The sequence below is a fragment of the Dyadobacter sp. genome (assembly GCF_017744695.1).
In the GTDB taxonomy this organism is placed as follows: domain Bacteria; phylum Bacteroidota; class Bacteroidia; order Cytophagales; family Spirosomataceae; genus Dyadobacter.
Genome location: NZ_JAGIAS010000003.1, coordinates 261,091 through 276,963, shown reverse-complemented (window position 1 = coordinate 276,963; position 15,873 = coordinate 261,091). Strand labels below are relative to the sequence as shown.

Genomic DNA, 15,873 nt, shown 5'->3' with positions numbered 1-15,873 from the left:
TATGAAGCGAAACATTATTATTGGAATTCTGACAGTTATTGTATTGATCATGGCGCTGGCCATACAACCTTTTTCGTTCGAAAACATCGATGCGGGGAATGTCGGCATACGTATTAACCTCTATGGAAGCGAAAAGGGTGTCGATAACATTACGCTAGTCACCGGCCGCGTCTGGTACAATTCATGGACGACCAAAATCGTAGAGTTTCCTACTTATACTCAGAGCGTTGATTACGAATCGTTTGTGATTACGACCAAAGACGCGGCGGAATTCAAAGTCGATCCGAAATTGAACTACCACATCAACCCCGACAAAGTACCGCAGATCTACCGCCAATACAGACGACCGTTAGCCGAGATCCAGCAAGGGTTTATGAAAAACACCATTTACGACGCTTACCGGATTGTGGCGAACTCGTTCACTTCCGACAGCGTGATGTCCAACCGCGAGGTTTTTGAAGACCGTGTGCAGAATGTGCTGACTAAAACCCTCGGAAAAGACGGCTTCGTATACGACCAGCTCACGTCTGCCATTACTCCACCGCCATCGCTCCGCCAGATGATCGACGAAAAGAACGCCTCCATCCAAGCCCGCTTGAAGGCCGAAAACCAGGCGAAACAAGCGGAAGCCGAAGCGAAAGTCCTCATCGCCCGTGCGGAAGGGCAAGCGAAGGCAACGCTGATCAAGGCCCGGGCCGAAGCAGAAGCCAACCAGCTGCGCCAAAAGACCCTGACACCATTACTGATTCAGCAGGAGTGGGTGGCGAAATGGAACGGTATCCTGCCCACGACGAATGCGGGTGGAAGCACTAGTTTGATGTTGGGGATTAAATAGTGTAGCTAAGTAAGGAAAGAACAGGTCCCGGAATGAACAGTCCAGCGAAGCTACGGCTTCAATGCAAGTTCACTCCAGGCCTTTTCTATTTGAGCTTCTGAATGACACTTCCCGGAACATCCAAATGAGCCATGCTATCGATGGAGACATTGAGATGCTTGAAAATATTCTTATCGCTGTGGAAAGAGCTACTGTCGGCTACCGAAATGTCGGCATCCAGCGGGTTATTCGAGGCGTGGAATCGCAGGTAGCCGTTCTGTTTGATATCCACCTTGATTTTTGATATTTCAGAACGCATGATCAGCATACCATCGCCGTTTTGATGGATGTCCAGGTGAGGCGTTTTAGCGCGCATTACTCTCGTCCTGATCTGGTCGGAGGTGATACCGGCTAGTTCCGGCGTGAATACGTAAATGGACGGCCTGGCCTCGTAATCACCGGCAATAACCATGTTATTACGTTTCCAGTCGTTCTTATAGAAGATGGTCAATGTGTCGTTGGTTACTTTCCAGTCAATGAATCTCGGCTCGATGATCATTTTCAGCTCGGGCGCTCTGTCTGTCCGGATTTCAGTGAGCCCGATGCCCGAGCCGTAGAGTTTAACATATTTAAATGGTTTCAGCGGATGGCTCGAAAAGCCGACGTAAGGGTCGTTTTTGTCGATTTTTTCGAACTCACCTTTTAGTACCCAGTTAATCCCCAGTGTAAATGCGATAAAAAGTGTTATCGTCGTGAGGAAAAGTATATGGCTGGTCTTCATGGTCTATTTGGTTAAAGGGTACATTTCTTCCACAAACTTCTCATATCGCGTGCGTAGCTCGCTGATATCGATTCCTAACAGGTAGATGTTTTTGAAAAACTCGGGCAGTTCTGCCGCGAGGAAGCGCTCCTTTTTGTATTCGACGATCTTTTCCACCGCCTTTTCGTCGGCAGAGTATCCGATGCCCCTTTTATTGAAAATGATCTCCTTGCTTTGCAGAAACTCGTAGGTTCTCATAACGGTGTTTGGGTTAACTTCTATCATTGCCGCGAGATCGCGAACCGACGGGATGCGCTCGCCCGGCGGCCAATTGCCCAGCAGGATCTGCTCACAGATGTAATCCGCGATTTGGAGGTAAATGGCCTGTTTATCTTTAAATTCCATTGTATTTGAATGTTAAATCTCCCGTTCCTTCAACTGATAAAATGCACACATCCAGAGGAGAATGATGAACGCTCCGGTAACGAGTTGTGCCGTCAGTAACAGATTGTCGGACAATGGAAGGTAGTAGTGAGTTGAGGCGAATCGCCATTTCGTACTCCCATCTTCATTGTAATACCATAACTTCCAACCGGTCAGCGGCATGGCTGTCACCTTGGTGGGGTTGTCTGTGAACTTAATGGCAATCATCGTGTTGAGAACACTCACTATGAAAGCAATGCTTACAGCTGCGACCGCCGTTTTGATATAGGCGCTTTTCTTGAAAAAAATAGATCCCAGAAACACACAGGCATGTATTCCAAAATACCCGAATGTCGTATAGATTACAATATCCGCTGGCATGGGATGGTATTTAGAGGCCTGGTTGGTAAGGTTTCCGTTAGCAAATCCAAGCGTGTAATAGTGCAACCACCAGTAAAAGGTGATCAGCGGAACAAGGAAAATGAGGTTGAAAAGCAGGGAAGTAAGGAATTTTTCCATCGTCGATGCCGGGACCATCAGTGCGGAAATGCCAGTTGCGGAAGTTGAGTATTGGGCGAGCGCACCGCTGGTAAAAAGGCTGCCGCCAAAAAGGACGATGAGGAACAATGCAAAATAATGAAGCACCTCGCGGAAGCCGCTGAATTCATGCGATAGGGTTACGGGTGTCATCATTACTACCATGGCAAAGGCCATCAGGAGGGCCATCAACAGGTAATTCCTCCCTCTTTCAGCGATTTCAAGCCGGAGCATTAAAGCGAAGCGATGAATATCAAATGTCTGGTTCATAGGATCATAATAGGGGATGAAGGGATTGGGACGAGGAATGGCAGCACGTATCGGAGCAATGCCCCGGCTAATGCAAGCAACAGGATAAGGATTATTTTCATGGCTAACAGGCAAAAATCTGGCTGATCCGCTGGGGATTTTCAATAACTGCATTGAACAAATGTTCCAGGTCTACGCGGCTTTCTTCCTGCGTCGAATTTTCAAAAACGGCTTTGTACCCGCGTAACGAGGGTTCGGAATACAGCACGCGCTCGTCATACTCGATGCTCGGCAGCACGCCGAAGCAGAGTCGCTCGGCGACGGTATCGAGGCTGTGTTTGATAAGGATCTTACTGTCTTCGAGGATGATAATGGCATCGATCAAGTTATCGAGGTCGCGAACCTGGTGCGTGGAAATCAGGATCAGGCGATCTTTATCGAGTGCAGACGATACCAATCTGCGGAATTGACTTTTCGAAGGGATATCAAGGCCGTTGGTCGGCTCGTCCATGATGAGCATGCGGGTATTGGTCGCTAATGCGAATGCGATCAGTACTTTTTTCTTCTGTCCGTACGACATGCCCGTGAGCTTGTTGCCTTCGGGAATGTCGAGTTCTGAAATGTATGCGCGAAAAAGCTGCTCGTCGAACTTTGGGTAAAAAGGTGCCATGAGACTCAGGTATTTATCGACTGTTACGGAGGGAAGGTAAATCTCTTCGGGAAGAAAAAAGATGTCCTGCAAGAATGCGGGCTGACGTTTGCACGGCTCGTAGCCGCCCACTTCGATGCGTCCTCCGGTGGGGAAGAGCAACCCGACCATATTGCGCAGCAAACTCGATTTCCCGGCCCCGTTTTTGCCTAGCAAACCGTAGATATGCCCGGCGTCGAGATGCAGGTCGAGGTTTTCAAACAATTTTTTACGCTTTCCGTACCCAAAAGAAACCTGGTTAAGGTGAATCATGGCTCAATTGTTTTAGTGTATTAGTTAAATAGTACACTGCAAATGTAACTGATCGTTTGACAATCGCAACAAGGCGCGCAAAATAATTTTGAGAAAGTATTGGGGGAGGTGAAAACACTAAATGCCGGAAATCAACCGCTTATAGTCTTCCTGTGTGTCGATATCGACGCTTCCTTGTGGAAATGGATAGACGGAAACCTCGTCAGGATAACGTTTGAAGAGCTTTTTCGCTCCTTCGGCGCCGGTGAGTTGGAGTAGGGCAGGGAAGTAGGAGGCGGCAAAAAGAGCCGGCGTGCCGAGCGAATCGCTGTATTGGGAGGCGACAATACCTTTTGTGGTTTCTTCGAAAACTTGAATTAATGCGCGGAAGGTTTCGACGGTGACAAATGGCTGGTCACTTACAGCGAGAATGGAGGCTTTAACGTGGGGAACATGCGATTGCAGTGCATTAATCCCCGTCTTAATGGAGGCCGACATACCTTCCTGCCAATTTGCATTGAATGCGAACTGACAAGGCAGACCTTCGAGTGCCTGCTCAATCCACTCCGGATTAGAACCCGTAACAACAATGGCGTTGCTCCCCACCACTTCCACCGCCGCTTCGGCAACGTGGCGGATCAGGCTCTTGCCTCGAAATGACAGCAGCTGCTTGGGCTCGCCGAGCCGTGAAGAATTGCCCGCGGCCAGAATGACAATGCCATATTCTTCGTGCGGCATGGGCGATTAGTTTGAAGCGGTTTGAACCGCACAAAGAAAATCTTCCTTTTCATCGCGGGTATAGTCCACGTGTTGATTGGCGCGGTTATGAATCGGTTCGAGTTTTTCGCGGAGGGAAAATCCTGCACGTCTGCCGAGCACGGCTTTAATTTCTGCCAATACCGACAATGCGATTTCTTCGGAAGTTTCGGCACCGATATCAAGTCCTACCGGCCCATATACCTTAGCCTTTTGCTCGTTGGTGATCACCATCCCCTCGTTTTCCAGCTCAGAATACATGCGTTCGAGCTTCTTTTTCGGGCCTAATGCGCCTACATATTGGCAGGCATCAACCGTCAACAGCTGTTTCAATAACGCGAGATCGTAATTGTAGTTATGCGTCATGAGCAGCACAAATGTACGTTCATCGACGGTAATGTGCTTCAAAACATCCTCAGCGCGCGATACCAGTACTTTTCCGGCTTTGGGAAACCGCTGTCGGGTAGCATGGCCGGTGCGTCCGTCGACGACGGTCACATCCCATCCCAACACATTCGCCATTTCGGTGAGCGGAATCGTGTCATTACCTGCGCCGGCTATGATGAGGGAAGGTGGGGTATTGAAATATTCGACGAAGCCGGTCCGTTTGCTGTCGAATGCCTTGAAAAACGAATCACCCCGCTGGTAGGCAGTATGGGTTTCGGACAATAGCTGGTCGTGCATCCCCGGTCCGGTGGAGTTGCAAGTTACCTGATTGTCGGTTTGCAAATGCAGGAAGCAGGTACCCGGTTGCGCGCCCGTGCGGGAATGCAGCGAGAACAAGGTTACCAGGACCGCGTTTTGTCTTTTGGCAGACACTTTTTTCAACAGCTCCACCGGATTATCGGCGTCGTCGGTCTGAATGGGTTCAAAGAGAATATGGACAATCCCGTTGCAACCGAGCTGAACACCGAGCGTTGTGTCGTTTTCGTCGGTCGTGTCATAGGTTACCAGCTTGTTTTTTTGTTGGGAGATGGCCAGTAATGCCTTTCGCAATGCGTCGCCTTCAAGGCATCCACCGCTGATCGCTCCGGTAAGCTGGCCGTCGTCGGTCACGAGCATGCGCGCACCCGGGCGCCTGTACGAGGAGCCCTCCACGTGCACGACCGTCGCGAGCGCCATGCGCTTACCGGTGATCAATGCCTGCTCATACGACCGGATGATGTCCGTGATCTCTTTCATGGCGATGTTGTTTTACAATCTTTGAAATAACGGAAACGGCATGGTTTACATGCTCTTCGGTAGAGAATCTTCCGAAGCTGAAACGGAACGAGTTATGAATGCGCTCATCGGAGAATCCCATCGCTTTCAGTACATAGCTGGGTTCCAAAGTGGCGGAGGTGCATGCCGAGCTGCGCGAAAATGCCAGGTCGCTGCCCGCTTCGAATATCAATTTTTCGCCATATATCTGCCCAAATGAGATATTGGTACAATGCGGGAGCCTGCGAACGTCCTCTGCGTTGATTTCAATGTCTTGCAGCACAAGCAGTTCCACTTCAAATGCATTCCTGAGCGCAGCAACGCGCTTGCTCTCACGGGCCATTTCGGCACCGGCAATCTCACAGGCCCATCCGAGCCCTACAATACCGGGGACATTCAGGGTGCCGCTGCGCATGTTCCTTTCATGGCCGCCGCCGTCAATCTGGGCTGTCAGTGTTACGACCGGGTTCTTTTTGCGCACGTACAAAGCGCCTACGCCTTTCGGACCGTAGATCTTGTGCGCACTCAATGCCAGCAGGTCTATCCCGTCGTTCTGGACATTCACAGGTACTTTACCGACAGCCTGCGTGGCGTCGGACAGGAATGGAATATGGTGTTTTTTCGCAATAGCAGCTATTTCCCGAATGGGCTGGATCACGCCCGTCTCGTTATTGGCATACATGACTGCAATGAGAATGGTATGGGCAGTGATGGCATTCTCAATATCTGTGAGGCTGATCAGCCCATTGGCATCGACAGGCAGGTAGGTAACATTGCCGCCGAGGCGTTCGATATGTTTACAAGTGTCGAGCACGGCCTTGTGCTCGGTGCACACGGTGATAATATGCTTTTCCGGCTGTTCCGAATTTTCAAAAACACCTTTAATGGCCAGATTAACCGCCTCCGTCGCGCCGGATGTGAAAACGATCTCCTGCGGGTGCGCGCCAATGAGGTTCGCGATCTGCTCGCGCGCGATGTCCACCGATTCTTCTGCTTCCCAGCCATAGGAATGCGTGCGACTGGCAGCATTGCCGAACCTGTCCGAAAAATAGGGGAGCATCTCCTGCAGAACCCTCGGGTCCACAGGGGTGGTCGCGTTATGATCCAGGTAAACAGGCAATTTCAAGGGCATAGGTTGGTTTTTGTTTAAAAAAGCAAAACGGGCAGGGTTAGTTCAAAATAAACAAAAAACCATCTCATTTTAAACATGAGATGGTTTCCGAAACTTAAACGAACAGGTTAACTATAATTATGAAAATCGGTATTCAGTTTGATGATTTGATTAGTGGGTTAACATAAATGGTGTCAGGGCCTGAGGTACTTCGAAAGACGAGTGTAAAAGCCCCATTCCTTTGTGTATAGCATGTAAATGGTATATTTCAGTTTTTTGGGTAGCCGGTCTTCCCACCTTTCCCTGCTATAATGAGTTCCCTCTCCCGCGCTCGCACGGACAAGCTGTGGCGGAACCAGCAGCCGGTACGCGCCCAGGAACGCATTTGCTGCGACATGTATGAGTGCCAGGCTTTTAAATCCCGCGGCCACTTCGATAAAAATGAGTCCGGTATGGGCCATTGAAACATAGGCAATACGCCGTTTGACAGATGATTGAACCCTGGCAACCCCCACCGCTGTCACAGCCGCAACCAACCCAAGCAATGCAATCAGTACCCGAACAGAAAGCTGATGTTCCCAAAACGGATAAGAACGCAGCAACAGGAACACCCCCAACTGTACCGTAAGCGTGGCCAGCAGAAGCGCACTTGCCGTCGTGGAGTTTTGCAGCGCCTGTGGTAGCCACGAGGAAAACGGTAACTGCGACGATTGCATGGAGGCTGTTACGAGCAATAGCAACGAGATCACCGTCGCATTCTCCCGCCCGAGGTGGTGGCTTGCCCACATGGCAAGGAGCAAGCCCACATCACCCAAGCGATATATAAAGAAGGCTTTCGCCGGAATGCCGACACGATTTTTAAAATCGCGGTGGTGGATAATGAGCAGAAATGAGGCAATGCCCATGATCTCCCAACCCATCAGTAAAGTTTTCAAACCACCGGATAAAATGGTTAGCCCGTAACCGGTACAAAAAAGGACGGTGGTGCAAACGAAACGAGTCCAATGTTTGTGCCCGCGCAACGTCCTGCGCCCATTCCGGACGGCCAGTAGCGTTATGGCTAATCCGGTCGTCAGATAGGTCAGCGTCAAACCGTCAAAATGGAAATCACTCCAAAACATACACTCATTCAAAAAAAGCTATCGACAACCGATATCAATCAGCAATGCGGCTTCGCCAATCACCGGCCACCGATAGCGAATATTTTAATGGACCGGCTCTTCGACAGTCCGTCTGTTGGATTTATAAGCAACCATTTTGCCGTTTTTATAGACCCGCATTTCACCTGACAAGGCATCAGCTACCACCAGGTGTACCCATCCATTCACAATCCATGACTTTGAGGCTTTGAGCTTGCCGATCACTTTTAGGACCATTTCAGGAAGTTGCTCCACGACGCATAACAGGCGCAGTGGTTCGAGACTTTGCGTAAGCTCCCCGGATAATCCCGTTCTTAAATCTCCCCGGAGATCCGCCATCCCGAAAAGCCCGATCATCTGCTCGGTCAGCACTTCGCCGGCATCCGGATCCGCGAGGCCGGTCCGGGAGAAGAAATGTTCAAGATTGGCAGCACCCAAAGAAGGTATTACCGTTTCGAGCAACTTTTCAAGCACTTCGCCGTCGGGATCCAGCGAGAAATCGTAGTTGTTCAAAAACGCGCGGTGGCTGGTCGGCAGGTTCCGGAATGCCGACAGCCTCCCTATAATGCAAAGGGAATCCGGCGCGTTTGTGACAGTCGCTTCCGGACCTTGCCCGGCAGCCTGGTTGGGGAAGTCTTGCGGATTGCAGCTTAATCCGGCCAATATCTCCTCAAAGTAGCTCCATTCTACGGCGTCTTGCCAAATAGCGAGTACCTCGCTCTTTTCATCGGCAGGAACGGGTGCAAATAAATCGCCGGGACGGACAGCAAGCCGGTAAGCCAGCGGCTTCCAATATTTGCCAAGGCGATCGTCCAGTACATCGATTTCCAGGAGTAGCTCGAACACGATCAACTCCCGGAGCGTAATACTGCTACCACCGGGCAGGCTGTTACCGCCGTTTTCCAATGTCGCTACCAGCCCCGACCAGCCGCGGTGTGCAAATTGCTGGTCGAACAGGTATTGTTCGAAAAGTGATTCGTCGCCGACAATGATAGCTAGCAGGTCATTGATCGAAGGATTGGTCTGTAAAAGCAGCTTACGTGCCCGGGGCGTATTGAATGCGCTCACAAAGCTGTTCGACTCCACTTCGCGCATGGAATCGAGAAAACTCTGTCTGCGTACGGGAAATTTCCAGTCCGCAACGTCCTGGTCGAGGAAGCTGGCGAGAATCCGAAATAATCTCGGATGGACACGGGCATCCAGATCAACATTGTATTGCTTTTGCCAGTTGGCTCTCAACCGGCCGATCCGCGGCGCGGCGTCTGCCGTAAACTTTTTCATCAGCACTTTGTCCTGCCATTCGAAGGTGTTTGAGGCGCCTTTCTTTTCCACAAGCACTCTTTCCAGGACTCCGGGCTTTACTTTTTTGGAATTGTAATACGAACGGTATTCTTCCATCGAAAGCGATGTGTGGTAGCCCAGCATTTCAGACGCGTGCCGCAATGCGTCGTGAAAGTTCAGCGACTGAAAAGCCTCCAATGGATTCCGGTAAGTAAATGTCCTTCCCGGTGACAATGCCGGCAGAAACTGCTTCAACGCATGCAGTACCGCGTGTTCGTCGAAAGAGTTGTTCCGGGCTGTCATGTGCTGAGGCTGATCGCGTTTTACGAAGTGTTTTTACCGACCGGCCGAGAGCAGGAGCCATCTTCGGTTTTCGTTTCTCAAAGGAGCCAAACAGCAATTAAAACGCAATTAAACAAGCCTTAAAATGCGGTTAAAATTGGTTAAAACGAAGATTATCAGCCGGTAACCCCTTTTTGGTAAAAGCGGTTTGCCGTAGGATTTATAAATGGAAGAAATGGGCCGTTTAATGAAACTATTTCTTTAATTTTGTGTTCTACTCTACAATGTTAGTAGATTAATGTTTCATTCTTTAAACCTTCACCATTATGTCACTTCGATTAGGAGATATCGCACCGGACTTTGAAGCAAATACCACGCAAGGACCCATTAAATTCCACGAATGGCTGGGAGATAGCTGGGGATTGTTGTTCTCTCACCCCGCTGACTTTACTCCCGTTTGTACAACCGAATTGGGTAAAACAGCCCTTTTGAAAGGTGAGTTTGAGAAACGCAATGTGAAAGTACTCGCCGTGAGCGTCGACGACCTGGATTCGCACCACCGCTGGATCCCGGATATCAATGAAGTGAACGATACCGAAGTAAACTTCCCGATCATCGCCGACGAAGGTCGTCAGGTGGCTCAACTGTACGACATGATCCACCCGAATGCAAGCGAAAAAGCAACTGTACGCTCGGTATTCGTGATCGGTCCGGACAAGAAGATCAAACTGACGCTGACTTACCCAGCATCGACAGGCCGCAACTTCAACGAAATCCTCCGCGTGGTGGATTCGCTCCAATTGACAGCCAATTATTCCGTAGCCACACCGGCAGACTGGAAAGATGGTGAAGATGTGATCGTGGTGCCCGCAGTAAGCACCGAAGATGCGCAGAAGAAGTTTACAAAAGGTTTGAACATCGTGAAGCCCTATTTGCGCTACACGCCGCAGCCGAATAAGTAACGTGTTTTGGCCGCCGACCATAGACGGCCGACCGCCGATCGCAAAAAATGGGACGTCTCTCGTCGAGGCATCCCATTTTTATTTGTATGTATTTTATTAAACTGAGTCAGCGAACAAAAACAATCAATCGGCGGTCATCGGCGGTCAAAAAGACCAACGCTTAAACATCCCCCTCACCCGCAACTACCTCTTCCGGCACGATCTTCTCTTCTCCGTAAAACGTCATATGCCGTGCGCCCTGGTAGTAGAACCAGATCGAGAGCGACATCGGGATGTGGGCAATGTCGTTGTAATTGAACCAATCGCCGAAACTGAACTTCAATGCATGGAAACCGGCAGCAATGGCGCCCATTAAGGTAGCTATGAATATGTTTTTGCTTCCCGGGTCTTGCTTCTTCCTGTAAACATATATCTCGATCATGAAAAGCATCAGGAACAGTCCGTAAAATGCGTGGACTTCTACCACTCTGAAATCGAGAGTGATGAATGTCAATACGAAAAAAATGACGAGTTCCACGTAATTCAACCATCCCAGAATGAGTCCGTTGCGCTGATGCAGCAGAGGTTTGATATGCCAAATGGCGGCTCTTTCAAACAATGCAACGGCGATCATGCTCGCGAACCAGCCCGGTATTTTCCCGACTTTGCCGGTGAGGTACAGAAAGCCATGTCCGAGGATCCCGCCGATAGCCGTCGCAATAGCCATAAAAAGGAAGAAATACTGAATTTGCTTGTACATGCGGTGCGCACGCCCGAGTTTGTTGAGATGAAAGAAAGCGTAGATGCACACAGCAGTCATCATCAGGCTCGACAGCACCGTCGAGGGCTCCATAATGGTTATTCCGAATAGATTTATCTGGTGGACTTTGCTAAAATCTATGACGACATCATTCATGAACAGAAGAGTAAGTTAGCGCCTACCGAACCTCGCCGGTTTGCATTCGAGTTTCAAAAGTACGCACAAATGGGGCAGCAATCCGCATGATCGTTGTACTGAATGCCTCCTCCACCAAAATTGTACCACCATCCGGCTTTCTCCACACCGGCCTGACGAGTTATACACGTTTTTCAGTTTGGTATCCCGAAAGTGCCGATTCGCAGATGAAATTGGGGTGGCTATCTATTATCAAATAATAAATATGAAGTATGTTTTTCCTTTGTATTGAGAATTGTATTTAAGTAGGACAGCAGCGAAAGCACCCTCATTGATTTACTTATGGAAACCATGAAGAATCCCTTACTATCAGCCGTCAGATTTGTCGTTTTGACTTTGTTCCTGGCCATTGCGGCCAACCAGACCTTCGCGCAGGCGCCTGCACAGGGTAACTCTAAAATTTCTGGAATTGTACTCGATTCAGCTGCCGCAAAAGGCGTGGAGTTTGCCAGTATTGCATTATTCAGTGTCGCTGATAACAAGGCGATTGATGGTACGACCGCCGACGAAAGCGGCAAGTTCTCCATTTCCAAAGTGGCGCCGGGTTCGTACAAGCTGATGATCTCCTTCATCGGCTATAAAGACAAGGCTGTGAACGTGAAAGTAGAAAAAGGCAAGGACGTGGAGCTGGGGTCGATCCAGCTTGCTTCGAGCGTGCAGAATTTACAGGAAGTGACCATTACCGGTGAAAAATCGCTGATAGAAGAGAAGGTGGACAGGATGGTTTTCAATGCGGAGAAGGATATTACCTCCAAAGGGGGCGATGCCTCGGACCTGCTGCGGAAGGTGCCGATGCTTTCGGTGGATCTGGATGGTAATGTGTCGTTGCGTGGCAGCACGAGTATTAAAGTTTTGATCAACAATAAGCCTTCGACGATCATCGCGGCTAACGTGGCGGATGCCTTGAAGCAGATTCCGGCGGACATGATCAAATCGGTGGAAGTGATTACCTCCCCGTCTGCCAAATACGACGCCGAAGGTTCAGGCGGGATCATTAACATCATTACCAAGAAGAATAACTTGCAAGGCCTGACGCTGAACATCGATTCGGGTGTGGGTAACCGCGGTTCGAACCTGGGCCTGAACGGTAGCTACCGCAAAGGCAAAATGGGTTTCACGCTGGGTGGTTTCGGCCGTGCATTCTATAACAAGGCTACTTCGGTGCTCGACCAGACGACGTATTCAGGAAGCAATTCATTCCTGACCAACCAAAGCTCGACCGCGAAAGACCGCGGCTTGTTCGGGCAGTATTCACTGGGCTGGGATTATGATTTGGGGAAAAATCAGGCATTATCGGCTGGTTTGCGCTATGGAACGCGGAATTTTATCCAGAAGCAGGATTTGACCATCAATCAATACGAAAACAGCATTCTCAATAACAGCTCGCTGCGTAAGGTCGACCGCAAGGATCTTTCAGGAACCGTCGATTTCAATATTGACTATATCCGGACTTTCAAGCCGCAGCAGGAGTGGAGCATTTCCACATTGTACAGCCACACTGGCCTGACCAACAATTTCAATACCGATATTCTGAACGAGTCCGGTGCGGTAGACAGCAAACTGAAAAACGAAAACAAAAACCAGAACTCGGAACTGACGCTCCAAACCGATTACCAGACGCCGCTGGGTAAAAACCAGTTGCTGGAATTCGGGGCAAAGGGTATTTTCAGAACTGTGGACAGCGATTTTAAATACCTTACGGCAGGTGAGTCGGGTGATTTTGTGTTGAGTACAACCAATCCGTCAGGTGTTTTGAACTACAAACAGAATGTGGCAGCCGGGTACTTTTCCTACACGCTTTCAACCAAAAACAAATACACGTTCAAACTTGGCACGCGTTACGAATACACCGGCATTACTGCCGACATGGGGGATAATAAGCCCATCGACATTCCGGCTTACGGCAACCTTGTGCCAAGCATCAACGTGTCGAAGGCGCTTTCGGGCAGCACAACTTTGAAAGCGGCTTATAACCGACGCATTCAACGTCCGGGTATCCAGCAGCTGAACCCGAACGTGAACCTGTCGAACCCGCAGAGCATCAGCACCGGTAATCCGGCATTGAGTCCTGAACTGACAGACAACTTTGAGCTTGGATTAAGCACCAACATTAAGAAAACTTACATTAATGCATCGGTTTTCGCGCGCCAAACCAATAATTCGATCACGCAGGTGCGTATGGCCGTGGATACCCTGCAAGGCGCAATCGTTACCACTTATGAAAACATCGGCAAGCAGAGAGCCTATGGCGCGAATATCTTCGCGAATGTGTACCTCACGCCAAAATGGACTTTGAACGGAAGCATCGATATTTTACATTCTTACCTCGAAGGCCAAACGACCGGTCTGGACGGTACTTCAGTAGGAATCAGTAATTCCGGTTTCAACTACGGCGGACGGCTGATGTCTCAGATTTCTCTGCAAAATGGCTGGGGATTGCAGGCATTCGGTTTTTACCGGGGCAAAGAGATCCAGTTGCAGGGAACGCGTACCGGCTTCTACATGTATTCGTTAGGGTTCAAAAAGGATTTTGCCAACAAGAAAGGCAGCATTGGTTTCGGAGCGGAAAATTTCCTGACCAAGGGCGTAAGGTTCACTTCCGACCTGACTTCGCCGCAGTTTGTGCAGACGGGAGCCACACAGCTTTACAACCGCAACTTCAAGGTGACATTCAGCTATTCTATCGGAAAAATGAGCTTTAATGCACCGAAGAAGAAGACCAAGTCGGTTAACAATACGGATGTTGTAGGAGGCGGTGGCCAGCAAAACTAGGTTTGCGATGCTGTCGCCATAGCGCAGGGGCTTTTGCCTCTGCGCTTTTTTTGTGTGTACATTGCGAAACAGATATTACACAGCGCACTTTTTCGTTAATATAGAAAGATATTTTTGTATTTTCTAAATACGTCGATACCTTGGGAAAGTTAATCTTCAATTCATGAAATGGTCATTTGTTATTCAGCAGAAGATTAAAGCTGCGATTTTGTTGGGAGGGATCATGGCATTGATCGTTGGCGGAACATTAATTTCCCGCTATAACGTGGAAGGAATCGACGAGTCGTTTTCATCTATTTACAAGGATCGGCTGGTGCCGGCGACTACTATTTTGTATCTCACAGAAAATCTGTACCGTAAGCGGTTATCACTTGAAAATTATCTATACTCGGAAGCGCAGCAATCGCCCGCGCATGTGAAGGCGCTGCTACGCGCGCACGATCGCAGCATCGATTCGCTGATCCGGTTGTTTGAAAAAACCTACCTGGTAGACGAAGAGGCAAAAAGTCTGCAGGGCTTTAAAAATCAAATTGTACAATACACCGGATTGGAAAGCCAGGTGCTCGCATTATGCGCGGCCGGATCGTTTGCCGAGGCGAAGCAATTGTTTTCAGCGCCCGGCAGCACTACTTTCGAAAGTACCATTTTGAACCTGAATGAGCTGGCCGGCATTCAATCGACGATTGGAAAGGATCTGGTGAAAGCTTCGAAAGTGAATGTGGCTAGTTTCGGGATTATCTCCTTTCTACAAATTTCTCTTGCGATTATTACCGGCCTGGTGGTCATTGTATTGATCCGTAACTCGCAGATCATTCAGAAGCCCCGGACGAATAGCAATAAAAGCCAATATTTTAACCTAAACTGATAAAGGAACGCTCAAAAAATAAAAGGTCGGGGCTTCCCGACCTTTTATTTTTTATGGATGGCAGTACATTACTGGTTCACCTTACGTCCTTTCAATGTTTCTCTCTGGTTTTTAACCTGTTTCAACAAATCCTTCTTCACAAAAAGACGGGCACCATTGCCGCTCTGCAGATCGAATGTGCGCTCTTTGTAATCAAATTTGTTGTTGGGAAGAACGTCGAGGAAGTAATTCTGGCCGCTCAGGTTGAACTTCATCCCTTTGGTATCCTGCTGGGTATCATCCCACGAAACGTTGATCGTACCATTGCCGGTGCTCAAAGCTACACCCGGAGTAAATGGCAGGACGTTGATCGTCTGAATGCTTTTTCCGTTGCTCATCGTGATCTGTCCTTCCGGATTTACCTTGATATCGTTCGGGTCTGTCACTTCACGACGGATGTTGATCGATTTGTCATTGAAAAACTGGACTTTCGTGAGGGAAATATTGGCAGCTTCCAGGTCGCGACGAAGGTCTTCGGTAAAAACAGTGTAATTCGAAAGAGGAACGGAGTTCATTGTGGTGCAGGCAGTGAACCCGCTGATAAAGAATACTCCTACAAAAAGTTTTTTAATCAGATTCATGTCAGAAATTGGTGTTCGGCGGAACTGGTTTGGTGATTTTAGTTGAGTTGTTTACCGTTCGCAATATTAGTAAAAAAGCCTTTCACATACCAGCCGATTGCGCTTTCGTACCACTCGATGGGAGAGTACTGACAATGTGTCAGCCGGTATGGGTTTTGATTGTTATTGGAACGCATATTTCTGGCGCGTATTGCAAAGGGAAATTACATTCTTAAAATATAAAACAAA

15 protein-coding genes are annotated in these 15,873 nt (G+C 49.0%); 4 read left to right on the top strand and 11 right to left on the bottom strand.

Annotated features, from left to right (window positions below; translation table 11 throughout):
- Position 1: 1 nt before the first annotated feature.
- On the top strand, positions 2–835 hold the full coding sequence (locus tag J7619_RS13215) for an SPFH domain-containing protein (protein ID WP_291198909.1): 834 nt from the start codon (positions 2–4) through the stop codon (positions 833–835).
- Between the two features lie 85 nt (positions 836–920).
- On the opposite strand, the gene J7619_RS13210 is transcribed toward J7619_RS13215, so the two are convergent.
- The 9 genes from J7619_RS13210 to J7619_RS13170 form a co-directional block, all read right to left on the bottom strand.
- Positions 921–1,595: a GIN domain-containing protein gene (locus J7619_RS13210; RefSeq protein ID WP_291198907.1), complete on the bottom strand. Its 675-nt coding sequence runs from the start codon at positions 1,593–1,595 to the stop codon at positions 921–923.
- A gap of 3 nt (positions 1,596–1,598) precedes the next feature.
- The gene (locus tag J7619_RS13205; protein ID WP_291198905.1) at positions 1,599–1,979 is read right to left on the bottom strand and encodes a GntR family transcriptional regulator; all 381 of its coding nucleotides are present in this window, start codon (positions 1,977–1,979) and stop codon (positions 1,599–1,601) included.
- Positions 1,980–1,991: 12 nt separating this feature from the next.
- Positions 1,992–2,804 (bottom strand): hypothetical protein, encoded by an 813-nt coding sequence (locus J7619_RS13200; RefSeq protein ID WP_291198903.1) that lies wholly within the window; start codon positions 2,802–2,804, stop codon positions 1,992–1,994.
- A gap of 103 nt (positions 2,805–2,907) precedes the next feature.
- On the bottom strand, positions 2,908–3,744 hold the full coding sequence (locus J7619_RS13195; protein ID WP_291198901.1) for an ATP-binding cassette domain-containing protein: 837 nt from the start codon (positions 3,742–3,744) through the stop codon (positions 2,908–2,910).
- Positions 3,745–3,861: 117 nt separating this feature from the next.
- A complete protein-coding gene (locus J7619_RS13190) occupies positions 3,862–4,461 on the bottom strand; it encodes a nucleotidyltransferase family protein (protein ID WP_291198899.1) in 600 nt (199 codons plus the stop codon).
- A gap of 6 nt (positions 4,462–4,467) precedes the next feature.
- Positions 4,468–5,661, bottom strand: a complete 1,194-nt coding sequence (locus J7619_RS13185) for an XdhC family protein (protein WP_291198897.1) — start codon at positions 5,659–5,661, stop codon at positions 4,468–4,470.
- A complete protein-coding gene (locus tag J7619_RS13180; RefSeq protein ID WP_291200349.1) occupies positions 5,627–6,805 on the bottom strand; it encodes a cysteine desulfurase family protein in 1,179 nt (392 codons plus the stop codon). The genes J7619_RS13185 and J7619_RS13180 overlap by 35 nt, the downstream gene beginning before the upstream one ends.
- Positions 6,806–6,984: 179 nt before the next feature.
- Positions 6,985–7,725 (bottom strand): proton-conducting transporter membrane subunit, encoded by a 741-nt coding sequence (locus J7619_RS13175; RefSeq protein WP_291198895.1) that lies wholly within the window; start codon positions 7,723–7,725, stop codon positions 6,985–6,987.
- 270 nt (positions 7,726–7,995) lie between these two features.
- Complete coding sequence (locus J7619_RS13170) at positions 7,996–9,513, bottom strand: putative inorganic carbon transporter subunit DabA (RefSeq protein WP_291198893.1); 1,518 nt, start codon at positions 9,511–9,513, stop codon at positions 7,996–7,998.
- Between the two features lie 305 nt (positions 9,514–9,818).
- Between J7619_RS13170 and J7619_RS13165 the strand changes: the two genes are divergently transcribed.
- Complete coding sequence (locus J7619_RS13165; protein WP_106599327.1) at positions 9,819–10,454, top strand: peroxiredoxin; 636 nt, start codon at positions 9,819–9,821, stop codon at positions 10,452–10,454.
- 160 nt (positions 10,455–10,614) lie between these two features.
- On the opposite strand, the gene J7619_RS13160 is transcribed toward J7619_RS13165, so the two are convergent.
- Complete coding sequence (locus J7619_RS13160; RefSeq protein WP_291198890.1) at positions 10,615–11,286, bottom strand: DUF6962 family protein; 672 nt, start codon at positions 11,284–11,286, stop codon at positions 10,615–10,617.
- Positions 11,287–11,670: 384 nt separating this feature from the next.
- Between J7619_RS13160 and J7619_RS13155 the strand changes: the two genes are divergently transcribed.
- Positions 11,671–14,160, top strand: a complete 2,490-nt coding sequence (locus J7619_RS13155; protein ID WP_291198888.1) for a TonB-dependent receptor domain-containing protein — start codon at positions 11,671–11,673, stop codon at positions 14,158–14,160.
- A 163-nt stretch (positions 14,161–14,323) separates the two neighbouring features.
- On the top strand, positions 14,324–15,025 hold the full coding sequence (locus tag J7619_RS13150) for an MCP four helix bundle domain-containing protein (protein ID WP_291198886.1): 702 nt from the start codon (positions 14,324–14,326) through the stop codon (positions 15,023–15,025).
- A gap of 68 nt (positions 15,026–15,093) precedes the next feature.
- Here the strand turns inward: J7619_RS13150 and J7619_RS13145 are convergent, their stop codons facing one another.
- Complete coding sequence (locus tag J7619_RS13145; RefSeq protein ID WP_291198884.1) at positions 15,094–15,645, bottom strand: hypothetical protein; 552 nt, start codon at positions 15,643–15,645, stop codon at positions 15,094–15,096.
- Positions 15,646–15,873 lie beyond the last annotated feature (228 nt).